The organism is Empedobacter sp. EJD.6dd, assembly GCF_057369435.1.
Genome location: NZ_CM170667.1, coordinates 1,668,933 through 1,689,459, shown reverse-complemented (window position 1 = coordinate 1,689,459; position 20,527 = coordinate 1,668,933). Strand labels below are relative to the sequence as shown.

General features: G+C 34.5%; 14 protein-coding genes, 2 tRNA genes, 3 rRNA genes and 1 pseudogene. 12 read left to right on the top strand and 8 right to left on the bottom strand.

Features of this window, described 5'->3' with window-relative positions:
• Positions 1-190 precede the first annotated feature (190 nt).
• A complete protein-coding gene (locus AC2I98_RS07945) occupies positions 191-1,717 on the bottom strand; it encodes a YifB family Mg chelatase-like AAA ATPase (protein ID WP_486414046.1) in 1,527 nt (508 codons plus the stop codon).
• 107 nt (positions 1,718-1,824) lie between these two features.
• Between AC2I98_RS07945 and AC2I98_RS07940 the strand changes: the two genes are divergently transcribed.
• The 9 genes from AC2I98_RS07940 (at position 1,825) to rrf (ending at position 12,090) form a co-directional block, all read left to right on the top strand.
• Positions 1,825-2,298, top strand: a complete 474-nt coding sequence (locus tag AC2I98_RS07940) for a cytidine deaminase (protein WP_486414045.1) — start codon at positions 1,825-1,827, stop codon at positions 2,296-2,298.
• Positions 2,299-2,354: 56 nt separating this feature from the next.
• A complete protein-coding gene (pdhA, locus tag AC2I98_RS07935) occupies positions 2,355-3,359 on the top strand; it encodes a pyruvate dehydrogenase (acetyl-transferring) E1 component subunit alpha (RefSeq protein ID WP_486414044.1) in 1,005 nt (334 codons plus the stop codon).
• Positions 3,360-3,362: 3 nt separating this feature from the next.
• On the top strand, positions 3,363-4,964 hold the full coding sequence (locus tag AC2I98_RS07930; protein WP_486414043.1) for a 2-oxo acid dehydrogenase subunit E2: 1,602 nt from the start codon (positions 3,363-3,365) through the stop codon (positions 4,962-4,964).
• A gap of 99 nt (positions 4,965-5,063) precedes the next feature.
• Positions 5,064-6,005 (top strand): YihY/virulence factor BrkB family protein, encoded by a 942-nt coding sequence (locus AC2I98_RS07925; protein WP_486414042.1) that lies wholly within the window; start codon positions 5,064-5,066, stop codon positions 6,003-6,005.
• A gap of 940 nt (positions 6,006-6,945) precedes the next feature.
• Positions 6,946-8,464, top strand: a 16S ribosomal RNA gene (locus tag AC2I98_RS07920).
• Positions 8,465-8,571: 107 nt separating this feature from the next.
• Positions 8,572-8,645, top strand: a tRNA-Ile gene (locus AC2I98_RS07915).
• Positions 8,646-8,661: 16 nt separating this feature from the next.
• Positions 8,662-8,735: transfer RNA gene (locus AC2I98_RS07910), tRNA-Ala, on the top strand.
• Positions 8,736-8,966: 231 nt separating this feature from the next.
• Positions 8,967-11,753, top strand: a 23S ribosomal RNA gene (locus tag AC2I98_RS07905).
• Between the two features lie 228 nt (positions 11,754-11,981).
• Positions 11,982-12,090, top strand: a 5S ribosomal RNA gene (gene rrf / locus AC2I98_RS07900).
• Together the 16S, 23S and 5S rRNA genes with 2 tRNA genes alongside form the textbook arrangement of a ribosomal RNA operon.
• Positions 12,091-12,595: 505 nt before the next feature.
• Here rrf and AC2I98_RS07895 read toward each other — a convergent pair.
• The 3 genes from AC2I98_RS07895 to AC2I98_RS07885 form a co-directional block, all read right to left on the bottom strand.
• Positions 12,596-13,747, bottom strand: a complete 1,152-nt coding sequence (locus AC2I98_RS07895; RefSeq protein ID WP_486414041.1) for a hypothetical protein — start codon at positions 13,745-13,747, stop codon at positions 12,596-12,598.
• Positions 13,725-14,525, bottom strand: coding sequence for a hypothetical protein (locus AC2I98_RS07890; protein ID WP_486414040.1), 801 nt, complete (start codon positions 14,523-14,525; stop codon positions 13,725-13,727). Before AC2I98_RS07890 ends, AC2I98_RS07895 begins: the two co-directional genes overlap by 23 nt.
• A 64-nt stretch (positions 14,526-14,589) precedes the next feature.
• Positions 14,590-14,721, bottom strand: a complete 132-nt coding sequence (locus AC2I98_RS07885; RefSeq protein WP_486414039.1) for a hypothetical protein — start codon at positions 14,719-14,721, stop codon at positions 14,590-14,592.
• Between the two features lie 411 nt (positions 14,722-15,132).
• Between AC2I98_RS07885 and AC2I98_RS07880 the strand changes: the two are divergent.
• Positions 15,133-15,668, top strand: a pseudogene (locus tag AC2I98_RS07880) (RNA polymerase sigma factor).
• 33 nt (positions 15,669-15,701) lie between these two features.
• A complete protein-coding gene (locus AC2I98_RS07875) occupies positions 15,702-16,106 on the top strand; it encodes a hypothetical protein (RefSeq protein ID WP_486414038.1) in 405 nt (134 codons plus the stop codon).
• Between the two features lie 7 nt (positions 16,107-16,113).
• Here the strand turns inward: AC2I98_RS07875 and AC2I98_RS07870 are convergent, their stop codons facing one another.
• From AC2I98_RS07870 to mnmC2, 3 genes are all read right to left on the bottom strand, one after another.
• Positions 16,114-16,410 carry an ATP-dependent Clp protease adaptor ClpS gene (locus tag AC2I98_RS07870; protein WP_171621907.1) on the bottom strand — a complete coding sequence of 99 codons (297 nt, stop codon included), beginning with the start codon at positions 16,408-16,410 and terminating at the stop codon, positions 16,114-16,116.
• A gap of 7 nt (positions 16,411-16,417) precedes the next feature.
• Complete coding sequence (gene prmA / locus AC2I98_RS07865) at positions 16,418-17,245, bottom strand: 50S ribosomal protein L11 methyltransferase (RefSeq protein WP_486414037.1); 828 nt, start codon at positions 17,243-17,245, stop codon at positions 16,418-16,420.
• Positions 17,246-17,317: 72 nt separating this feature from the next.
• Entirely contained in the window at positions 17,318-18,034 is a 717-nt protein-coding gene (gene mnmC2 / locus AC2I98_RS07860; protein WP_486414036.1) for a tRNA (5-methylaminomethyl-2-thiouridine)(34)-methyltransferase MnmC2, read from the bottom strand.
• An 80-nt stretch (positions 18,035-18,114) separates the two neighbouring features.
• On the opposite strand from mnmC2, the gene AC2I98_RS07855 reads away from it, so the two are divergent.
• Positions 18,115-19,176, top strand: coding sequence for a branched-chain amino acid aminotransferase (locus AC2I98_RS07855; RefSeq protein WP_486414035.1), 1,062 nt, complete (start codon positions 18,115-18,117; stop codon positions 19,174-19,176).
• Positions 19,177-19,234: 58 nt separating this feature from the next.
• Here AC2I98_RS07855 and AC2I98_RS07850 read toward each other — a convergent pair whose 3' ends face one another.
• Entirely contained in the window at positions 19,235-20,518 is a 1,284-nt protein-coding gene (locus tag AC2I98_RS07850) for a T9SS type A sorting domain-containing protein (protein WP_486414034.1), read from the bottom strand.
• Positions 20,519-20,527 lie beyond the last annotated feature (9 nt).

The following is a 20,527-nucleotide window of genomic DNA, read 5'->3' as shown; positions in this document are numbered from 1 at the left end:
AAAAGGAATCTTGAAAAAGATTCCTTTTTTTGCATAACGCATAACGCATAACGCATAACGCATAACGCATAACGCATAACGCATAACGCATAACGCATAACGCATAACGCATAACGCATAACACATAACACATAACACATAACACATAACACATAACACATAACACATAATTCATCATTAATAATTAAACTCACATCCATTGATTTCGATCTAAACTTCGATACTGAATAGCTTCGCTGATATGTTTTGAAAGTATTTTTTCAGAATTATCTAAATCTGCAATTGTTCGTCCAACTCTAATAATTCGGTCATACGCACGTGCCGAAAGATTTAATTTCTCCATTACAACTTTAATTAAATTTTTAGAATGATCATCTAATTCACAAAAAGCACCTAATTCTTTAGGACCCATTTGCGAATTGTAATGAACATTTGTATTTTCGAATCGTTTGGTTTGCATATTTCTTGCATTAATTACACGTTCACGAATCACAGCACTTTTTTCTCCACGCCTTTCTTGTGATAAATCATCAAAAGGAACAGGATTTACTTCGATATGCAAATCAATTCTATCTAACAATGGACCAGAAATTTTATTCATATAACGTTGCATTTCTTGTATAGATGAGGTGTTGTTTGGATCATCCATAAAATAACCACTTGGACTTGGATTCATTGAAGCAACAAGCATAAAACTCGCAGGATAATTCACCGTAAATTTTGCTCTCGAAATTGTTACTTCTCGATCTTCCAATGGTTGACGCATTACTTCTAAAACAGCTCGTTTAAATTCGGGTAATTCATCTAAGAATAAAACACCATTATGCGCCAAAGAAATTTCTCCAGGTTGCGGATACGATCCACCTCCAACTAACGCGACGTCTGATATAGAATGATGGGGAGATGAAAAAGGACGGCTAATAATTAATGATTTGTTGGATAATTTTCCTGCAACACTATGTATTTTTGTTGTTTCCAAGGCTTCATTTATAGTCATAGGAGGTAAAATAGATGCAATTCTTTTAGCTAACATAGTTTTTCCACTTCCTGGTGGACCAATCAAAATAATATTGTGTCCGCCTGCAGCAGCAATTTCCATCGCGCGTTTCACATTCTCTTGTCCTTTTACATCAGCAAAGTCAAACGGATAATTTTCAATTTCTTGAAAAAAGGAGGTATTCAAATCAACTTGATGTGGTTTTAATTTGATTTTTTCATTTAAGAAATCAACAACTTCTCTAATATTTTCTATAGCATAAACATCTATTCCTTGTACAACTGCTGCTTCGTCAGCATTTTGTTTTGGAAAAATAATTCCTTTAAAACCTTCTGCTTTGGCTTGTATTGCAATAGGTAAAGCACCTTTTATTGGTCGAAGAGATCCATCGAGCGATAATTCGCCCATGATGACAAAAGTGTCTAAATTTTCTGATTTTACTTGTTCTGAAGCAGCTAAAATACCAATAGCGATTGGTAAATCATAAGCAGAACCTTCTTTTTGTAAATCTGCTGGTGCCATATTAATGGTGATTTTTTTTCCAGGTAATTTTAACTCAGAATTTTTTAACGCAGCATTTATTCTAAAATTACTTTCTTTAATAGCGCTATCAGGCAAGCCGACCAAATGATAACCAACTCCTTGATCAATATTAACTTCTACAATAATGGTTTGAGCGGAAACTCCAAAAATAGCACTTGCAAAAATTTTTACCAACATATGATGATTTTTTATAAATTTACTTCCTTTTTCTAATTAATAAAATAGATAAAAGGACTTAAGTATTTAATAATTAATTAAATAAAACACTTTAGTGTTTAATCTATATGAAAAAAGAAAAATATTCTTTTGAATTTGATCGATTCGAAAATAAAAATGAGCTTGAAGCTGAACAAAAAAAAGTGGTTGATCATGCTTTAGAAATTTCTCATCAAGCTTATGCACCTTATTCTAATTTTAAAGTTGGAGCTTCTGTGCAATTAGAGAATGGAGAAATTTTTTCGAGTTCAAATCAAGAAAATGCATCTTATCCTGTTGGGACTTGTGCGGAAAGAGGTTTATTGGCTTATGTAAATGCCAATTATCCTAATATAAAGATCCAAAAATTGGCGGTTTCTACACCAAATGTCAATTATCCACTGCCTCCATGCGGAATGTGTCGTCAATATATTTTAGAAATTGAAAAGAAACAGAAACAGCCTATAGAAGTTATTTTATCAGGTAATGAAGGGGAAGTTTTTGTCTTAAATTCAGCGAAAGATTTACTTCCATTGCATTTTACTGATGAATTTTTAGGGTAGCAATTTTGTACACTAAATAGATTAGTTTAAATTTGTTCCAACGGAATTGTGCAATTATGGAAAAATTAACGCAAGAAACGTACCTACAATGGTATCGTGATATGACTTTTTGGCGTCGCTTCGAAGATAAGTGTCGTTCATTATATTTAAAGCAAAAAATTAGAGGTTTCTTACATCTATACAATGGGCAAGAAGCTTTACCAGCTGGTTTTATTCATGCAATGAAACCTGGTGTAGATCATGTGATAACTGCTTATCGTTGCCACGTTTGGCCAATGGCTTTGGGTGTTGATCCAAAACGTATTTTGGCAGAATTATGTGGTAAAGAAACAGGAACTTCTCATGGTTTAGGAGGATCTATGCACGTTTTCAGTAAAGAACATAATTTTTATGGTGGACACGGAATTGTAGGTGGACAAATTCCATTAGGAGCAGGAATTGCTTTTGGTGATAAATTTTTCAACCGCGATGGTGTTACAATTTGTTTGATGGGAGATGGTGCAACTCGCCAAGGAACATTACATGAAACTTTTAACATGGCGATGAACTGGAAATTACCAGTTGTTTTTGTGTGTGAAAACAATCAATACGCGATGGGTACTTCAGTTTCTCGTACTGCTAACCACGAAGATATTTGGAAATTAGGATTAGGATATGAAATGCCTTGTATGCCTGTAGATGGTATGGACCCTGTAAAAGTTGCAGAAGCAGCTTACGAAGCGGTAGAGCGTGCTCGTCGTGGAGATGGACCAACTTTCTTAGATGTACGTACATATCGTTATAGAGGTCACTCTATGTCTGATGCTGAACCTTATCGTACAAAAGAAGAGGTAGAAGAGTACAAACAAGAAGATCCAATCTTGAATGTAGAAGCGCATATATTAGCAAATAATTGGGCAACTAAAGAACAATTAGATGCTATTATAGAAGAGGTGAAAGTACAAGTTGAAGAATGTGCAGAATTTGCTGAAAATTCTAATTATCCAGAAGAAAATGTGATGTATGATTACATTTACTCTGAAGAAAATTATCCATTCTTAGATAAAATCGAAAACAACTAAACCATGGCAGAAATTATTACAATGCCTCGCTTAAGCGATACAATGGAGGAAGGAACTGTTGTAAAATGGCACAAAAATGTAGGAGATAAAGTTTCGGAAGGAGATATTTTAGCTGATATTGAAACAGATAAAGCAATCCAAGAATTCGAATCAGAATTTGATGGAGTTTTATTATACCAAGGTGTTGCAGAAGGTGTATCAACAAATGTTGATGAAGTTTTAGCAATTATCGGAAAAGAAGGAGAAGATATTTCTGGTTTAATTGGTGGTGGTGCAAAAGCTACAACTGAAGTTAAAGAAGAAAAATCAACTCCCAATACAGAAACAAAAACTGAAGAAGCAAAACCTGCTGCAGAAATTCCTGCAAATGTGGAAGTAATTACAATGCCTCGTCTTTCTGATACAATGGAAGAAGGAACAGTTGTAGTTTGGCACAAAAATGTAGGAGATAAAGTTGCGGAAGGTGATATTTTAGCAGAAATTGAAACAGATAAAGCAGTTCAAGAATTCGAATCAGAATTTGATGGTGTTTTATTATATCAAGGTGCTAAAGTAAACGAACCTGCGCCAGTAGATTCTGTATTAGCAATTATTGGTGAAGCTGGTACGGACGTTTCTGCAATTGTTGCAAACGGAGGTAAAGTTGCTGCTCCTGCTACAGCTGTAGTAGAGGACGAAAAACCAGTAGTTGTTCAGTTAGATGTAAATAATAAAGTAGAAGAAACTTCTTCTAATGACAGAATTTTTGCATCTCCATTAGCAAAAACAATTGCAAAAGATAAAGGAATTAATTTAGCTGAGGTTAAAGGTTCTGGAGATAATGGACGTATCGTGAAAAAAGATATCGAAAATTATCAGCCAAGTGCTCAACCAAAAGCTGAAGCGAAATCAGATGCAGTGAAACCTGCTCAAACTTTTGTTTCTGGTGAAGATAAAGTGATTCCAAATTCTCAAATGAGAAAAGTAATCGCAAAACGTTTAGCAGAATCTAAATTTACAGCTCCGCATTATTACTTAAATGTAGAGTTAGATATGGATAATGCAATTGCTGCACGTAAACAATTAAATACTGTTCCTGATACGAAAGTATCGTTCAATGATATGGTTGTTAAAGCATGTGCAATGGCTTTACGCAAGCATCCAGCTGTAAATTCTACTTGGACAGATACAGAAATTATTCAGCATGGTGATATCAATATTGGTGTTGCAGTTGCTGTAGAAGATGGTTTATTAGTTCCTGTTGTTAAAAACACTGATCAAAAATCATTTGCTCAAATTTCTGCTGAGGTCAAAGATTACGCAGGTCGTGCAAGAGATCGTAAATTAAAAGCTGACGAAATGGAAAAATCTACTTTCTCAGTTTCTAACTTAGGTATGTTTGGAATCGAATCATTTACATCGATTATCAATCAGCCAAACTCTTGTATCTTATCAGTTGGTGCAATTATTCAAAAACCAGTTGTAAAAGACGGACAAATTGTAGTTGGTAACACAATGAAATTGTCTTTAGCTTGTGATCACAGAACAGTAGACGGAGCAACAGGTGCGCAATTCTTACAAACATTAAGAATGTACATCGAAAATCCTGTTACAATGTTAGTGTAAGCTAAGATTTAAGATATATTTTTAAAGACCATTCATCGAATGGTCTTTTTTTTGTTATAGATTTTATGAATTTGTATCTTTAATCTCTAAACCAACTCAATGAAGCAATTAAAATTCTACTTTACTATTTTAAAACAGACAATTGTCGAATTTGGTGAAGACCGAATTATGAAATTGAGTGCTTCGTTAACGTATTACGCTTTATTTTCGCTTTCACCTCTTATTTTAATTGTCATTTCAAGTGCCAGTTTATTTTTTAAGAAAGATGCTATCGAAAATAGAATGTTTTATGAATTAAAAAATATTGTAGGTCCAGATGTTGCTTTATCTGTACAAAATTTCGTGACAAATTCAACAATTTCAGGAGACAGTTCGCTAGCATTATATATAGGTATCGGAATTTTAATTTTTGGTTCTACGACAATGTTTACTGATATGCAAGATAGTCTTAATCTTATTTGGCGTGTCGAAGCGGTTCCACGTAGAGCTTGGATTAAGTTTGTTATAAACCGAGGTCTGTCTTTTTTAATTATCCTTTCATTGGGAATCGTGTTAATAGCAACAGTAATATTAAATAGTGTATTAATGAGTTTTGGAGAAGAAATTTTCAGTTTATTTGAACTTGATGTAATTATAACAAAGACAACAGTTATATTACTTAATAACACATTAAGTATTTCAATTTCAATTTTGATTTTCTACATTTTGTTTAAAATACTCCCAGATGCTCGTATCAAGGGAAAACCGGCTCTTGTTGGAGCGGTTTTTACAGCGATTCTATTCTTTATAGCAAAATATTTAATAGGTATTTATATTGCAAATTCTAAATATTCTACAATTTTCGGTTCTGCAGGTTCGCTTGTTATTCTTTTGTTGTGGATATATTATGTCGCAACAATTCTTTATTTCGGTGCGAAATTTACTAAGGTTTATGCCGAGATAAAAGGTTATCCAATTATTCCAAAGAAAAACGCAAAGCTAAGAAAGGTGTCTTTTGTAGATCATATTGCAGAAAAACACGATTACGAAAGTATAGATTAGTATTACAAATAATTCCGCTTTGCGCAATTTCTCGCGAGTAGTTACCTATAAAGTAGACATTTTGCTTTTTCTTTTAGTAAATAAAAGCAAAACGTCTAATCATTTCTTGCGGTGAAAACGCACTTTTGCGTAATAAACCAACCTTATTTTCCTTGTCATTTCGAGCTTGTCGAGAAAACTGGTAGTTATTTTAGACTATAATAAAGATGTTTTTTCTTATTTAACGAAATTCCAAAATGCCTTTTTGTTGAGTTTTTGATTTGCTTGTGCTGAGTATATCGAGGCATTGATTCTTTTTGTATCAAGAAAAAATGAATATATGTTCTTTTATATTATCCAATTTTCTACTGAACCTCTACAATCTTTCCCTCGTATTTCAAAAATTGTCAATCAAAAATATCCATTCTCACTACTCAAAACTCACCACTCATCACTTTTATCAAAAAATATTTCGCGTCATAACAGTCAGTTAGGGATAGAATGTAAAATAAATGTAAAATGAGTTTGGAAGTTCGGAAAAATGGGTTGTATATTTGCAATCCCAATACGAAAGACGAGTAGTATTGTAGTTGACATAGTAAGACGAAAACGATCAAAAAATATTTAAAAATAAATTTTGTTAGTTTTAAAAATAAGTTTTACCTTTGCAACCGCAAATAACGAGAGTGATTGCGATGAGAAGTAAATTGACTTATTGAAATAAAAACTTTAAAATTATTTAAAATAAAATTTGGTAGTTAAGAAATAAGTTTTACCTTTGCAACCGCTTACTGCGACAGCGATGTTTAAGTAAGTTTGAAACTGAGAAGTTCATTTGAAATTATAATATATACAGAAGAAATAATAGCCGAATAATAACGAAGTCAATCCTTGAATAATGGAGCTATAGGAAATTCGAAGTTGTAAAAACAGAAGTCTTTTAGACTAAAAAAAATAATTTACAATGGAGAGTTTGATCCTGGCTCAGGATGAACGCTAGCGGGAGGCTTAACACATGCAAGCCGAGGGGTATAGTTCTTTCGGGAACTAGAGACCGGCGCACGGGTGCGTAACGCGTATGCAACTTGCCCTACTGAAAAGGATAGCCCTTCGAAAGGAGGATTAATACTTTATAATAGAGATTATGGCATCATAATTTTTTGAAAGATTTATCGCAGTAGGATAGGCATGCGTAAGATTAGTTAGTTGGTGAGGTAACGGCTCACCAAGACGATGATCTTTAGGGGGCCTGAGAGGGTGAACCCCCACACTGGTACTGAGACACGGACCAGACTCCTACGGGAGGCAGCAGTGAGGAATATTGGACAATGGGTGGAAGCCTGATCCAGCCATCCCGCGTGTAGGATGACGGCCTTATGGGTTGTAAACTACTTTTATCTGGGGATAAACCTACTCACGTGTGAGTAGCTGAAGGTACCAGAAGAATAAGCACCGGCTAACTCCGTGCCAGCAGCCGCGGTAATACGGAGGGTGCAAGCGTTATCCGGATTTATTGGGTTTAAAGGGTCCGTAGGCGGATTAATCAGTCAGTGGTGAAATCCTATCGCTTAACGATAGAACTGCCATTGATACTGTTAGTCTTGAGTAATGTTGAAGTTGCTGGAATGTGTAGTGTAGCGGTGAAATGCTTAGATATTACGCAGAACACCAATTGCGAAGGCAGGTGACTAAACATTAACTGACGCTGATGGACGAAAGCGTGGGGAGCGAACAGGATTAGATACCCTGGTAGTCCACGCCGTAAACGATGGATACTTGCTGTTGGGTTTTCGGATTCAGTGGCTAAGCGAAAGTTATAAGTATCCCACCTGGGGAGTACGTTCGCAAGAATGAAACTCAAAGGAATTGACGGGGGCCCGCACAAGCGGTGGAGCATGTGGTTTAATTCGATGATACGCGAGGAACCTTACCAAGGCTTAAATGCATAATGACGTTATTGGAAACAGTAATTTCTTCGGACAGAATGCAAGGTGCTGCATGGCTGTCGTCAGCTCGTGCCGTGAGGTGTTAGGTTAAGTCCTGCAACGAGCGCAACCCCTATCATTAGTTGCCAGCGTTTAAAGACGGGGACTCTAATGAGACTGCCGGTGCAAACCGCGAGGAAGGTGGGGACGACGTCAAGTCATCACGGCCCTTACGTCTTGGGCTACACACGTGCTACAATGGTAAGTACAGAGGGCAGCTACTTGGCAACAAGATGCGAATCTCTAAAACTTATCTCAGTTCGGATTGGAGTCTGCAACTCGACTCTATGAAGCTGGAATCGCTAGTAATCGCATATCAGCCATGATGCGGTGAATACGTTCCCGGGCCTTGTACACACCGCCCGTCAAGCCATGGAAGCTGGGGGTACCTGAAGTCGGTGACCGTAATAGGAGCTGCCTAGGGTAAAACTGGTAACTAGGGCTAAGTCGTAACAAGGTAGCCGTACCGGAAGGTGCGGCTGGAACATCTCATATTTAGAGAACGACGAATTTTCTTCTATTAGTTAGAAGATTGATTTTGATTCGGCTTTTTATTCTGTACTGTATATATAAATATAGACCACTCTTTAAGAGTATTAAAGAGTCTCATAGCTCAGCTGGTTAGAGCGCTACACTGATAATGTAGAGGTCGGCAGTTCGAGTCTGCCTGAGACTACTAAATAACATAAAGAGGGGGATTAGCTCAGCTGGCTAGAGCGCTTGCCTTGCACGCAAGAGGTCATCGGTTCGACTCCGATATTCTCCACGATTTTAATTTGAGAATTATTTAATTAGCTAATTAGCAGATTATCATATTTCCGAATTAACAGAAGAGTTCATTGACATTATTAGAAACAGATTATAAATTTATTTATAATCGCATACAATCAAAAACAAACAGATTTAGAAATAGATCAAAGTTTTATAAAGGTATACAATTAATCAAAAAACGAGTAAGATTAACATAACCGCTCAATAATATGACGGTTAAATCGAGAAAAAAGTTACAAAGGGCGTACGGCGGATGCCTAGGCTTTGAGAGGCGATGAAGGACGTGATAAGCTGCGATAAGCTTCGGGGAGTGGCACATACACATTATATCCGAAGATTTCCGAATGGGACAACCCGGCATGTTGAAGACATGTCACTCTAATTTATTAGAGAGCGAACGTTGGGAACTGAAACATCTAAGTACCAATAGGAAAAGAAATCAATTGAGATTCCGTAAGTAGTGGCGAGCGAACGCGGATTAGCCCTAAAGACTTTATAAGGATAACAGAATAACCTGGAAAGGTTAACCGTAGAGGGTGATAGTCCCGTAGGTGAAATTTTTATCTAGTTGATAACGAGTAAGGCGGAACACGAGAAATTCTGTCCGAATATGGGAGGACCATCTTCCAAGGCTAAATACTCCTCAAAGACCGATAGTGAACTAGTACTGTGAAGGAAAGGTGAAAAGTATCTCGAATAGAGAGTTGAAATAGAACCTGAAACCGTACGCCTACAAGCGGTCGGAGCACGTAAGTGTGACGGCGTGCCTTTTGCATAATGAGCCTACGAGTTAATGTTGCTGGCAAGGTTAAGGACTTCAGGTCCGGAGCCGTAGCGAAAGCGAGTCTGAATAGGGCGCTTAAGTCAGTAGTATTAGACGCGAAACCTTGTGATCTACCCATGGGCAGGTTGAAGCTTTGGTAACACAAAGTGGAGGACCGAACCGGTTGACGTTGAAAAGTCTTCGGATGACCTGTGGGTAGGGGTGAAAGGCCAATCAAACTAGGAAATAGCTCGTACTCCCCGAAATGCATTTAGGTGCAGCGTTTAGTTAAGTATATTAGAGGTAGAGCTACTGATTGGATGCGGGGGCTTCACCGCCTACCAATTCCTGACAAACTCCGAATGCTAATATATGTTTCTAGGCAGTGAGGGCATGGGTGCTAAGGTCCATGTCCGAGAGGGAAAGAACCCAGACCATCAGCTAAGGTCCCCAAATATATGCTAAGTTGAGAAAACGCGGTTGGATTGCATTGACAGCTAGGATGTTAGCTTGGAAGCAGCTATTCATTTAACGAGTGCGTAACAGCTCACTAGTCGAGCGATCCGGCATGGATAATAATCGGGCATAAGCATATTACCGAAGCTATGGATTTGTACTTATGTACATCTGGTAGGGGAGCATTCTAACGGCGCAGAAGTCACCTGGTAATGGGTGGTGGAGCTTTTAGAAAAGAAAATGTAGGCATGAGTAACGATAAAATAAGTGAGAAACTTATTCGCCGTAAGACTAAGGTTTCCTCAGCTATGCTAATCAGCTGAGGGTTAGTCGGGACCTAACACGAACCCTTTGGGGGTAGTGGATGGCAAACGGGTTAATATTCCCGTACCTGCACTCAATAAAAGTGACGAATGATTGTAGGAGGTGCGTACTGACGGAATAGTACGTTGAACCTACGTAAAGTAGGGATAGTACACGAAGGTTTCGGCTGGAGTGATAATCCTCTGAACATTGTTCCAAGAAATAGCGAGATGTGCAGCCCGTACCGTAAACCGACACAGGTGGTCGAGGAGAGTATCCTAAGGCGCTCGAGCGATTCATGGTTAAGGAATTAGGCAAAATAGACCTGTAACTTCGGGAGAAAGGTCGCTGACAGCAATGTCAGCCTCAGTAAAAAGGCCCAGGCGACTGTTTATCAAAAACACAGGACTCTGCAAAATAGAAATATGACGTATAGGGTCTGACACCTGCCCGGTGCTGGAAGGTTAAGGAAGGAGCTTAGAGGTAACTCGAAGGTTTTGACTGAAGCCCCAGTAAACGGCGGCCGTAACTATAACGGTCCTAAGGTAGCGAAATTCCTTGTCGGGTAAGTTCCGACCTGCACGAATGGTGTAACGATCTGGGCACTGTCTCAACCATGATCTCGGTGAAATTGTAGTATCGGTGAAGATGCCGGTTAATCGCAACGGGACGAAAAGACCCTGTGAACCTTTACTATAGCTTTGTATTGACTTCGGGTAAATAATGTGTAGGATAGGTGGGAGACTATGAAGCAGTATCGCTAGGTATTGTGGAGTCATTGTTGAAATACCACCCTTTATTTACTTGGAGCCTAACTTCCATTTGGAAGGACAGTGCATGGTGGGTAGTTTGACTGGGGTGGTCGCCTCCAAAAGAGTAACGGAGGCTTTCAAAGGTACCCTCAGCACGCTTGGTAACCGTGCGTAGAGTGTAATGGCATAAGGGTGCTTGACTGTGAGACCTACAAGTCGATCAGGTGCGAAAGCAGGACATAGTGATCCGGTGGTTCCGTATGGAAGGGCCATCGCTCAAAGGATAAAAGGTACTCCGGGGATAACAGGCTAGTCTCCCCCAAGAGCTCACATCGACGGGGAGGTTCGGCACCTCGATGTCGGCTCGTCACATCCTGGGGCTGGAGAAGGTCCCAAGGGTTGGGCTGTTCGCCCATTAAAGTGGCACGCGAGCTGGGTTCAGAACGTCGTGAGACAGTTCGGTCTCTATCTGTTGTGATCGTTAGAAGTTTGAGCGGAGTTGACTCTAGTACGAGAGGACCGTGTTGAACAAACCTCTGGTGTATCAGTTGTGCCGCCAGGTGCACCGCTGAGTAGCTACGTTTGGAAGAGATAAGCACTGAAAGCATATAAGTGCGAAACTCGCCGCAAGATTAGACTTCTTTAAAGGGTCGTTGTAGACTACAACGTTGATAGGCTATAGATGTAAAGGCAGTGATGTCATAGTCGAGTAGTACTAATTACCCATAGACTTTTTCGAAAGTACGAATCAGAGATAGTTGGTAGCAATACCAATAAAAATTAAATTAAAGATTAAATACTAACAAATGATTTAATCGTCATAGAGAAGGTTAGTTAATCTTATTTGGATTAAAACATGTAATACCAAAGATTGTGTGAAGGCTTTACGCCTAAAGCTTTAAGCTTAATGCCTAGAGCTTCTGATAATGTCAACATATAATAGGAACTAATACCTATTTAAAAATATTAGGGTGACTATAGCTGCAGGGCTCACCTCTTCCCATTCCGAACAGAGAAGTTAAGCCTGCCTGCGCCGATGGTACTATTACTTACGGGAGAGTAGGTCGTCGCCAGTTTTTATTAAGATCCTCAAGATTTATTTCTTGAGGATTTTTTTGTGGTTATACGTCGCGCTTTAGGCTGAACGTTTTAAGCTTTACGCATCTCCAAACTATGTTTTATAAAACAAGAAGCTTGCTTTCATCCAACAAGAGGCTTCTAATTAGTCAACGAGAAGCTTCTTCTTGATAAAATGAAAGCTTCCTTTTTACAACTTACTCAGAACTTGAAAACACCCTTATGATAGTTTAACTTCTACTTCTATTCTGTAAGCCTTAAATCTTACGTCTTATAACTTATAACTTATAACTCAAAACTTAGAACTCAACCCGCGTTAGGGATAGCAGTGGAAATCCTTTTGTTTTTTGTATTTCGACAAGCTCAGCAACCCCAAAAACAAAAGATTGGAACGGTTAGCCCGATCGAGCTTTTTGATTATAATTTTATTATCGAATGATTATTAGCGAGGGAATGCCCAAACTTTGTATATTTTATAATTAAATAGAATCGGATTTGTAATCTTTATTTTTTGAAAATACGTCTAATTAAATTAAAAAGAATCATATAGAATACAACTGAAATAATCATTAATTCTATATTAGAATTAAGATAATTCAAAAGATTTTTTGGATGATTGATTAATGTTTTAATCAATTCAATTGGTCCTGTTATAAGTTGAGATTTGTAAGTTTTAAGAATACTTATAATCAGATAAATCATTACAAGTTGATTGAATAATCCATACAGGAAAACAAACCAATCTTTTTTGTCAGTTAGTCTAAATTTGAGCGGATTTTTAATTAATTCACTTATTTTTTTTGTACTACTTGGTAAAAGATTTGGTGTATCTGTTAGGTCTGAAACAATCCAATAACCATCTGTACGAATAAAAGGAATCAACTGGTACAAAATAATCATCGTACTAATGCCAATAACGTCTTGCAATTGATGATTGTCTGTTATAAGATAGGCAATATATAATGCTGCAATAATAAACAGTTGTACATATACACCAGCCAAGTTTGTGATAATTCTCTCTTGTTTTTTTGCTGTCCAAATAGGTGTGATGTTTGAATAAAAAACAGGAAAAACAAAGTATATTCCTACACCAACTTCACCATTTTTTTTAGTGAATCGATTACAAGCTGCAATATGCCCAAATTCGTGTATAAATGCACTTACTATGTACAGTAGAAATAGGAGGAGCATGTATTCTTTTTCGAGATGGAAATGATGCATTTGGGCAAGATTATACATCGAGAAGATAAATAAAAGGGGAAATATAATCCAAAAAAAAGTTGGTTGAAATAGAGGCTTTAAAATTTTAGAAAATAGAGCCGCTTTTTCCTTAGAAATTAATTTTGTTTCGAAAAGTATAAATGATTTTTCTTTTTTTTGTTGATTGTCTACTTTATCTAATTCTAAATTTTTTAGATTTTGAGCTACGATTGTTTTAAAATCATCATAAGAAACATAATCAAATTCTTTAATGAAATCCTGATAAGAATTTTCGAGATTATATTTATTTTTTTTTAAAATTTCTAATAGTGATTTTATTTCATCACTTACAATAAAAAACTTTTCTGAATGTTCTAAAATCCAATTTTGTTCATTCTTTTTAGTGAACGAAAAATTAATGTCTGTAATTGTATTAAGCATTTCTAATTCCTTCAATTTGATGTTTCCAATCTTGTATTTGTGAAGTTATGACCTCTGTCCAATTTACAATTTTAGACAAATTGTATTTTATTGCAATTTCTTTCGCATCAGAAAATTGCTTGATCATATAATCAAATTGAGGATTACATAACTCTTCTAAAGCAAAAAATGCTTTGTGTGTGTACAGTTGATTATCCGGATAATAATCGTTATCATTTTTCAAATATTCAATTGTCTTAGAAATGATATAGGTAAATTGTTTTGTTTGTAAATCCTCTCCTATATCCGTTATATCATCATACATCTGTATTCCTCTGAAAATTAATGATAACATCAACTTTATATCATCTGTCGGATAATTTGGTTGTAAAAGCTTTATTCCATCTACAATAAAAAAGACTGGAATATGTTTTTCTACAGCAATTTTGTTAAATTCTTCTTTAGATAGAATAGTTGAATCAAAATTCCATAATTTTTCTTTGATTAATGCATCAAAATATATTTTACTGTACTTTGCTTTACTCTCAAATATAGTTGAATCTTCACCAAATAGTTTAATCAATGTTTTAATACATAATTCGTAATGATTGGTTAAATTGAATAAAGGATTAGATTCAAGTAATTTTGCGCTAATTAGAATCTCTTGATCAATTAATTTATCTAAGTGAATAATGTAGTTATAATACGTTTTTGCAACTAGGTCTAATTGTTCTTTTTTTAAACGATTAATTTCAACATTTTCAGATAAAAAGTCGACAACATCTTGAAAAAAGAGTTGATTAATTTGGCTCATTTTAGTTAGGTTTTTTAGATTTTACTCTAAAAAAAGAGTTTAGTAAAACTAAACTCTTTTTTTATTAATTTCCTCCACCTGGAGGTGTAGTATTTCCTCCATGACCGCTACAGAACATGTGTAATAAACAATAGAAGATAAACTCTTTTCTATCCTCTAATTTCTCTACTTGAAAAGCATTAATTGACTTTTTCATAATTTAATAGTATTTGGGTTAATAAAAATTTATTTATATAATATTAGATGTATTTAGAATAATCTAAACATTAAATGAATTTATTAAAAAAAATAAAATAGAAAATTGTGTTAATTAATCACAATTGAGAATTGAAGTTTGTTGTATCATAGGTAATAGAGTTATAGTTTGGTATATCAAATATAGAAAAAAAATATTGAATTATAAAAAAAACAAAATAAGTTAACTTATTGAAAATTAATTGATTTAAAGATTATTGATAAATAAATGTTTAATAAATGCTTATATATTCTTATCTGATTAGATAGGTATAGAACTTCTTAAAAAAATGGTAAATATTCAGAATTAAATCAAATATAAATTTTTAATACTTCTAAATTTAATAGCTTTACATCTTAATTTACTTTTCTATTGGATCAGATCATTTCAAATAGTATACGCGATAAAAATTTTGAAGAAGCATTTAAACTTATTGTGAAAGAGTACCACCAAAAAGTTTATTGGCAAATTCGTCGTATGGTTTTGATTCATGAGGATGCTGATGATGTCACTCAAAATGTATTTATTAAGATTTATCAAAACTTAGATTCTTTTAAAAACGAATCGAAGTTTTCGACTTGGATTTTTAGGATTACTTACAATGAAACCATTAATTTTATTCATAAAAATGCAAAAGAAAATAATGTCTCGTTTGAAGATTATTCGATGAATGTTGCTAATGATTTATCATCTGATGAATATTTTACAGGAGATGAGATTCAACAAAAATTACAAAAAGCAATTGCTACTTTGCCAGAAAAACAGCGGCTTGTTTTTATGATGAAGTATTATGAAGAGTTGAAGTATGAACAAATTTCTGAGATTTTAGGACATCTGTTGGCGCTCTAAAAGCGTCATATCATCATGCAGTTACTAAGATTAAAGAATCTTTGGAACTAGATGATTAAACCTTTTTTTTATTTTATTGTCTAAGTTGTGATATGAAGAATGAATTAAAAAATAATTTTAAAATTCCTGATCATTATTTTAATGATTTACAGGACGAAATATACCTGAATTCTTTTAAACAAAAAGAAAATCTACAGGTTCCGAATCATTATTTTGATGATTTGGAGCAAACTATTTTGGCTAAAACTATTGATAAAAAACAAGGGAAAACAATTCATTTTAATGTTTGGTGGGCTGCTGCTTGTGTATTATTTATTGCATTGGTAACACTTCCTATTGTTATTAATTCGTCAAAAAAAGAGACTGAAGTTGTAGATACAACTACGGAGAATCAAGTTTACGAAAAAATATATGATTCGTATATTGTAAGTGATCAAAACAAAAAATCGTCTAATGTGACACTAGACGATTCAGATTTTGTTTTATATAATTATTAAGAATTTTTTATATAATTTCTGCACTCAAACCTCGGTTCAATAACTCAGTGCATCGAGGTTTTAAATCTTCTAATTCACCAGTTAATACTTCGCATTTACCTTTATAGTGAATTAAAATAGAACATTGTTCAGCCTGTTCAGGTGTATGTTCACAAACATCTATTAAAGACTCAATAACCCAATCAAATGTATTAACGTCATCGTTGTAAACAATAATTTGATATTTGTGCGATTCTTGCTCTAATACATCAACAGCAGAATCTTTTTCAGTTTCCCACAAGGGTTGTGTTGCGTATTTTATCATAATCAATTTATTTTTTGAAATGAAGTGCAATCCACTCATTTCGTTGTTTTTTAGATACAAATTTCAAACCATTTTCTGTACAGAAAGCTAAGATATCATCAAAATCTTGCTCCATCAAACCACTTAAGAATAAATCTCCATTTTCGTTTAAAACTTTGATATATGATGGAATTTGGCTCATTAAAATATTTTTGTTGATATTGGCTAAAATAATGTCAAAATGTTTACTTCCTAAAAGAGAATTATCTCCCATTTTAGCATCTAAACTAACGCCATTACTTTTTCCGTTTTCGATAGAGTTTTCAACAGCCCATTCGTCAATATCAATACATTCTGCATAGTTTGCACCTCGCTTCATTCCTAAAATTGCTAGAATAGAAGTTCCACAACCCATATCCAAAATGTCTTTTCCTTTAAATTCAGTCTCTAAGATATATTCTACCATCAAATGTGTAGTAGAGTGATGTCCTGTACCAAACGACATTTTTGGTTGGATGATAATTTCGTACGGAATATTTTCGATTGTTTCGTGAAATTCAGCACGAATTAAACATTGATCATTTACTAAAATTGGCGTAAAATTCTCTTCCCAAATAGCATTCCAATTTTGTTGTTCAATTTCTTGGCGTGTATAAGAAAAATCAATATTCTCGATAGAATCGATTACTTCTTTTACTTGGTCAATATTTTCTTCAGTTTTTGGCATATAAGCTTCAAAACCTTCTTCGTTTTCTACAAAAGTTTCAAAAGGTAATTCAGAAATTAGTGCAATAATAATTTCATTAAAAGGTTCTACTTCCGCTACTTTAAATTTATATTCGATGTAATTTGTCATAAAAAATATGGAAAATATCATATTGTTTTCCAATGCAAATTTACGATTTTTAAAATTAATTTGTCAATGAGATTATTTCGTAAAAGGAAAGTTCTTTAGACCTACCATCATTTCTCGTTTTCCCGGAGGTCCAGGACGTTTTTGAACAATATATCCTAATTTTTTTAAACCTCTTTTAACTGTTCCTTTTGCAGCATAAGTAGTGAAAATTGCAGATTTTTTAGTCAAAGAATCTACAATTTCTAGCAACCCTTCTTCCCATAATTCTGGTTGAACACGTGAGCCAAAAGCATCAAAATAAATTAAATCAAATTCATTTTCGTTGCTATTTTTGAGATTGAAAAAATCTTCTTTCACTTTTTTAATCTCGAAAAAAGGAGAAATTTGATGCCAATTTTCCCAATTCGAATTAAATAATTGTTGATAATAAAGAGAAAATTCTTCTTTACGATCTTCTAATTCAGGGTAAAGTTTAAATACGTTTTCAAAATAATTAATCAATTCAAATTCTTCAGCTGAAACTGGATATTTTTCAATTCCAACATATTGTACAGGAATTTGATTTTTTTCTGCTTCCATTAAAGTGATGAAAGAATTAAGTCCAGTTCCTAAACCAATTTCTAAAATTTTAATAGGAATTTTGGTTTCTGTAAAATGATAAAAACCATTTTTTATAAATACATGAAAAGCCTCTTGTACAGCGCCATGTTTAGAATGATAAGATTCATCCCAATCTTCAATATAGATAGTTTTAGAGCCATCTTCCGTTTCTTGAATAATCCTTTTCATCGTCGAAAGTTATGATTTTTATTATGAAAAAGTGCAAATAAAATGTACCTTTGATAAGCACAAACAAAATATATCGTAAAATGATTATAGAAAAAATTGCTGAATCTAAATTCAATGATTCAGTTTTCGACTCTACTGTTTTTGGTAAAGAGTTTACAGACCATATGTTAATTGCTCACTACAAAGATGGTAAGTGGGATGAGCCTAAAATTGTTCCTTATGGACCAATTTCTATGACTCCAGCAGCAATGTCTTTCCATTATGGACAAACAATTTTTGAAGGAATGAAAGCCTACAAAAATGATGACGAAGAAGTATTTATTTTCCGTCCAGAGAAAAACTTCGAGCGTTTTAATTTATCTGCGGCACGTCTTAACATGCCTCAAATTCCAAAAGAAATTTTTATTGATGGTTTAGAAGCAATTATTGATTTAGATCGTCAATGGGTACCAAAAGATTACGGAACGTCTTTATATATTCGTCCAGTAATGTTTGCAACGGAAGAAGCAGTTTCTGCAAGAGCATCTAATGAGTTTATTTTTGCGATTTTATTAGCTTATGCTCCTAATTATTACGACAAACCTTTATCAGTTAAAATTGCTGATTATTATAGCCGTTCGGCTCAAGGTGGTGTAGGTTTTGCAAAATGTGGTGGTAACTATGCGGGATCTTTCTTCCCAACTTCAGAAGCACAAAAAGATGGGTATGATCAAGTGATTTGGACAGATTCTATCGAGCACAAATTCATCGAGGAAGCAGGAACAATGAACGTAATGGTACGTATCGGTAACAAAATTTTAACTGCGCCAACTTCTGAGCGTATTTTAAATGGAGTAACTCGTGATTCTGTTTTAACTTTAGCAAAAGACAATGGATACGAAGTTGAAGTACGTCCTGTAGAAGTGCAAGAGTTGTATGATGCTTACAAATCTGGAGAGTTAAAAGAAGTATTTGGTTGTGGAACAGCAGTTGTTATTACACAATATGATGCAGTAGGATTTGGAGAAGAGCGTGCTCAGTTACCAACTTTAGCTGAAGAAGACTCTTTCGCATTACAATTGAAAAAGAAATTGAAGGATATTCAGTATGGATTAGCAGATGATCCTTATGGATGGAGAATTAAAATAGAGGAGCAAGCTTAATTATAAGTTTGTTAGTATAATATAAAAGCCGAATCATTTGATTCGGCTTTTTAATGGATTATTTTTTAATGAATTTTTGCGTTATTTCTTTTTGGTTTTCAAAAATTATTTTTAAAATATATGTTCCTGACTTTAAATTCTGAACATCTAATTTATTATTTTCTAATTTAGTTGATTTAATTAATTGTCCAGTTAAACTATAAATTTCAGTTTTTGCAATTTTATCTTTTGTTGAAATATTAATTTGATCTTTAACAGGATTAGGATAAATATTTATTTCATTTTTAGCGATTTCATTTGTTGCCAACAATTCTGGTAATTCAACTATAAAATTAATACGTTTTCCATCTTTTAATCCTCTACCAAATACAAATTTTCCATTATCTGTTATACCTTCAGGACCATATAAGTAATATCCAGATACATCAATTCCTCCTGTTTTAAGATATTCTGTTAAAGGAATAGCACCAGTTTGAGGAGTCCAAATAAATCCATTAGAAGAATATTCGGCAGTCATTGCTTGAAAAAAACCAACAACAATTTGTCCATCATTAGAGACTCCTGTACTTACTCCTTTTAAATCCATTCCTGCATTGGGATATCCAACAGGAAATATTCCAGTTTCTTCACTCCAAATCCATGCATCATAATTTAAATATCCTCCAACAATCCATTTTCCATTAGAAGATACTGCAATTGCTTCACCTGCATATTCCCCTTCTTTTCCAAAAAATAATGTTTGCTTTCCATCTTTCCAAATAGCTCCTTGTCTGTACCATTCAGAATTATCTTGCCAACCAACAATAATATCACCATTACTATTTACATCATTTGCTCTAGAACTATTACCTACTACAGAACTACCTAAATCTTTAATCCCAGTAGTTTCATTCCAAGAAATAGCATGAGCTGAATTCTTTTCAAACCATCCTAATCCGACTACTGTTTTTCCATCATTAGATATAGAGTACGCAGAACTTTCTTCATTACCCATATAGTGTTTTAAACCGCCAAGATATTTCCACGTTTTAGTTGAAATATCGTATAAACCCATTTCATTATTTCCTGTTGAAGGATTCATTACAGTTGAGCTTATTTTAGTACCATCAGCATTTAATATAACAGTACCACTTCTTCCAACAGTTGGAGCATAGTTTGATAGTTCTTGAACACCTGTTTCTTTAGTCCAAATATACATTTTACTTGGAGAAGAAAAAGTAGCTATTTCTCCATTATCTGAAAGGGAACTAATTTCAATGTCATTTTCAGTATCGATAACTTGAATTTGAGCAAAAGTAGATAATGCTGTGCTTAGGGTAGTGAATAGTAAAATTTTTTTCATAATATAATA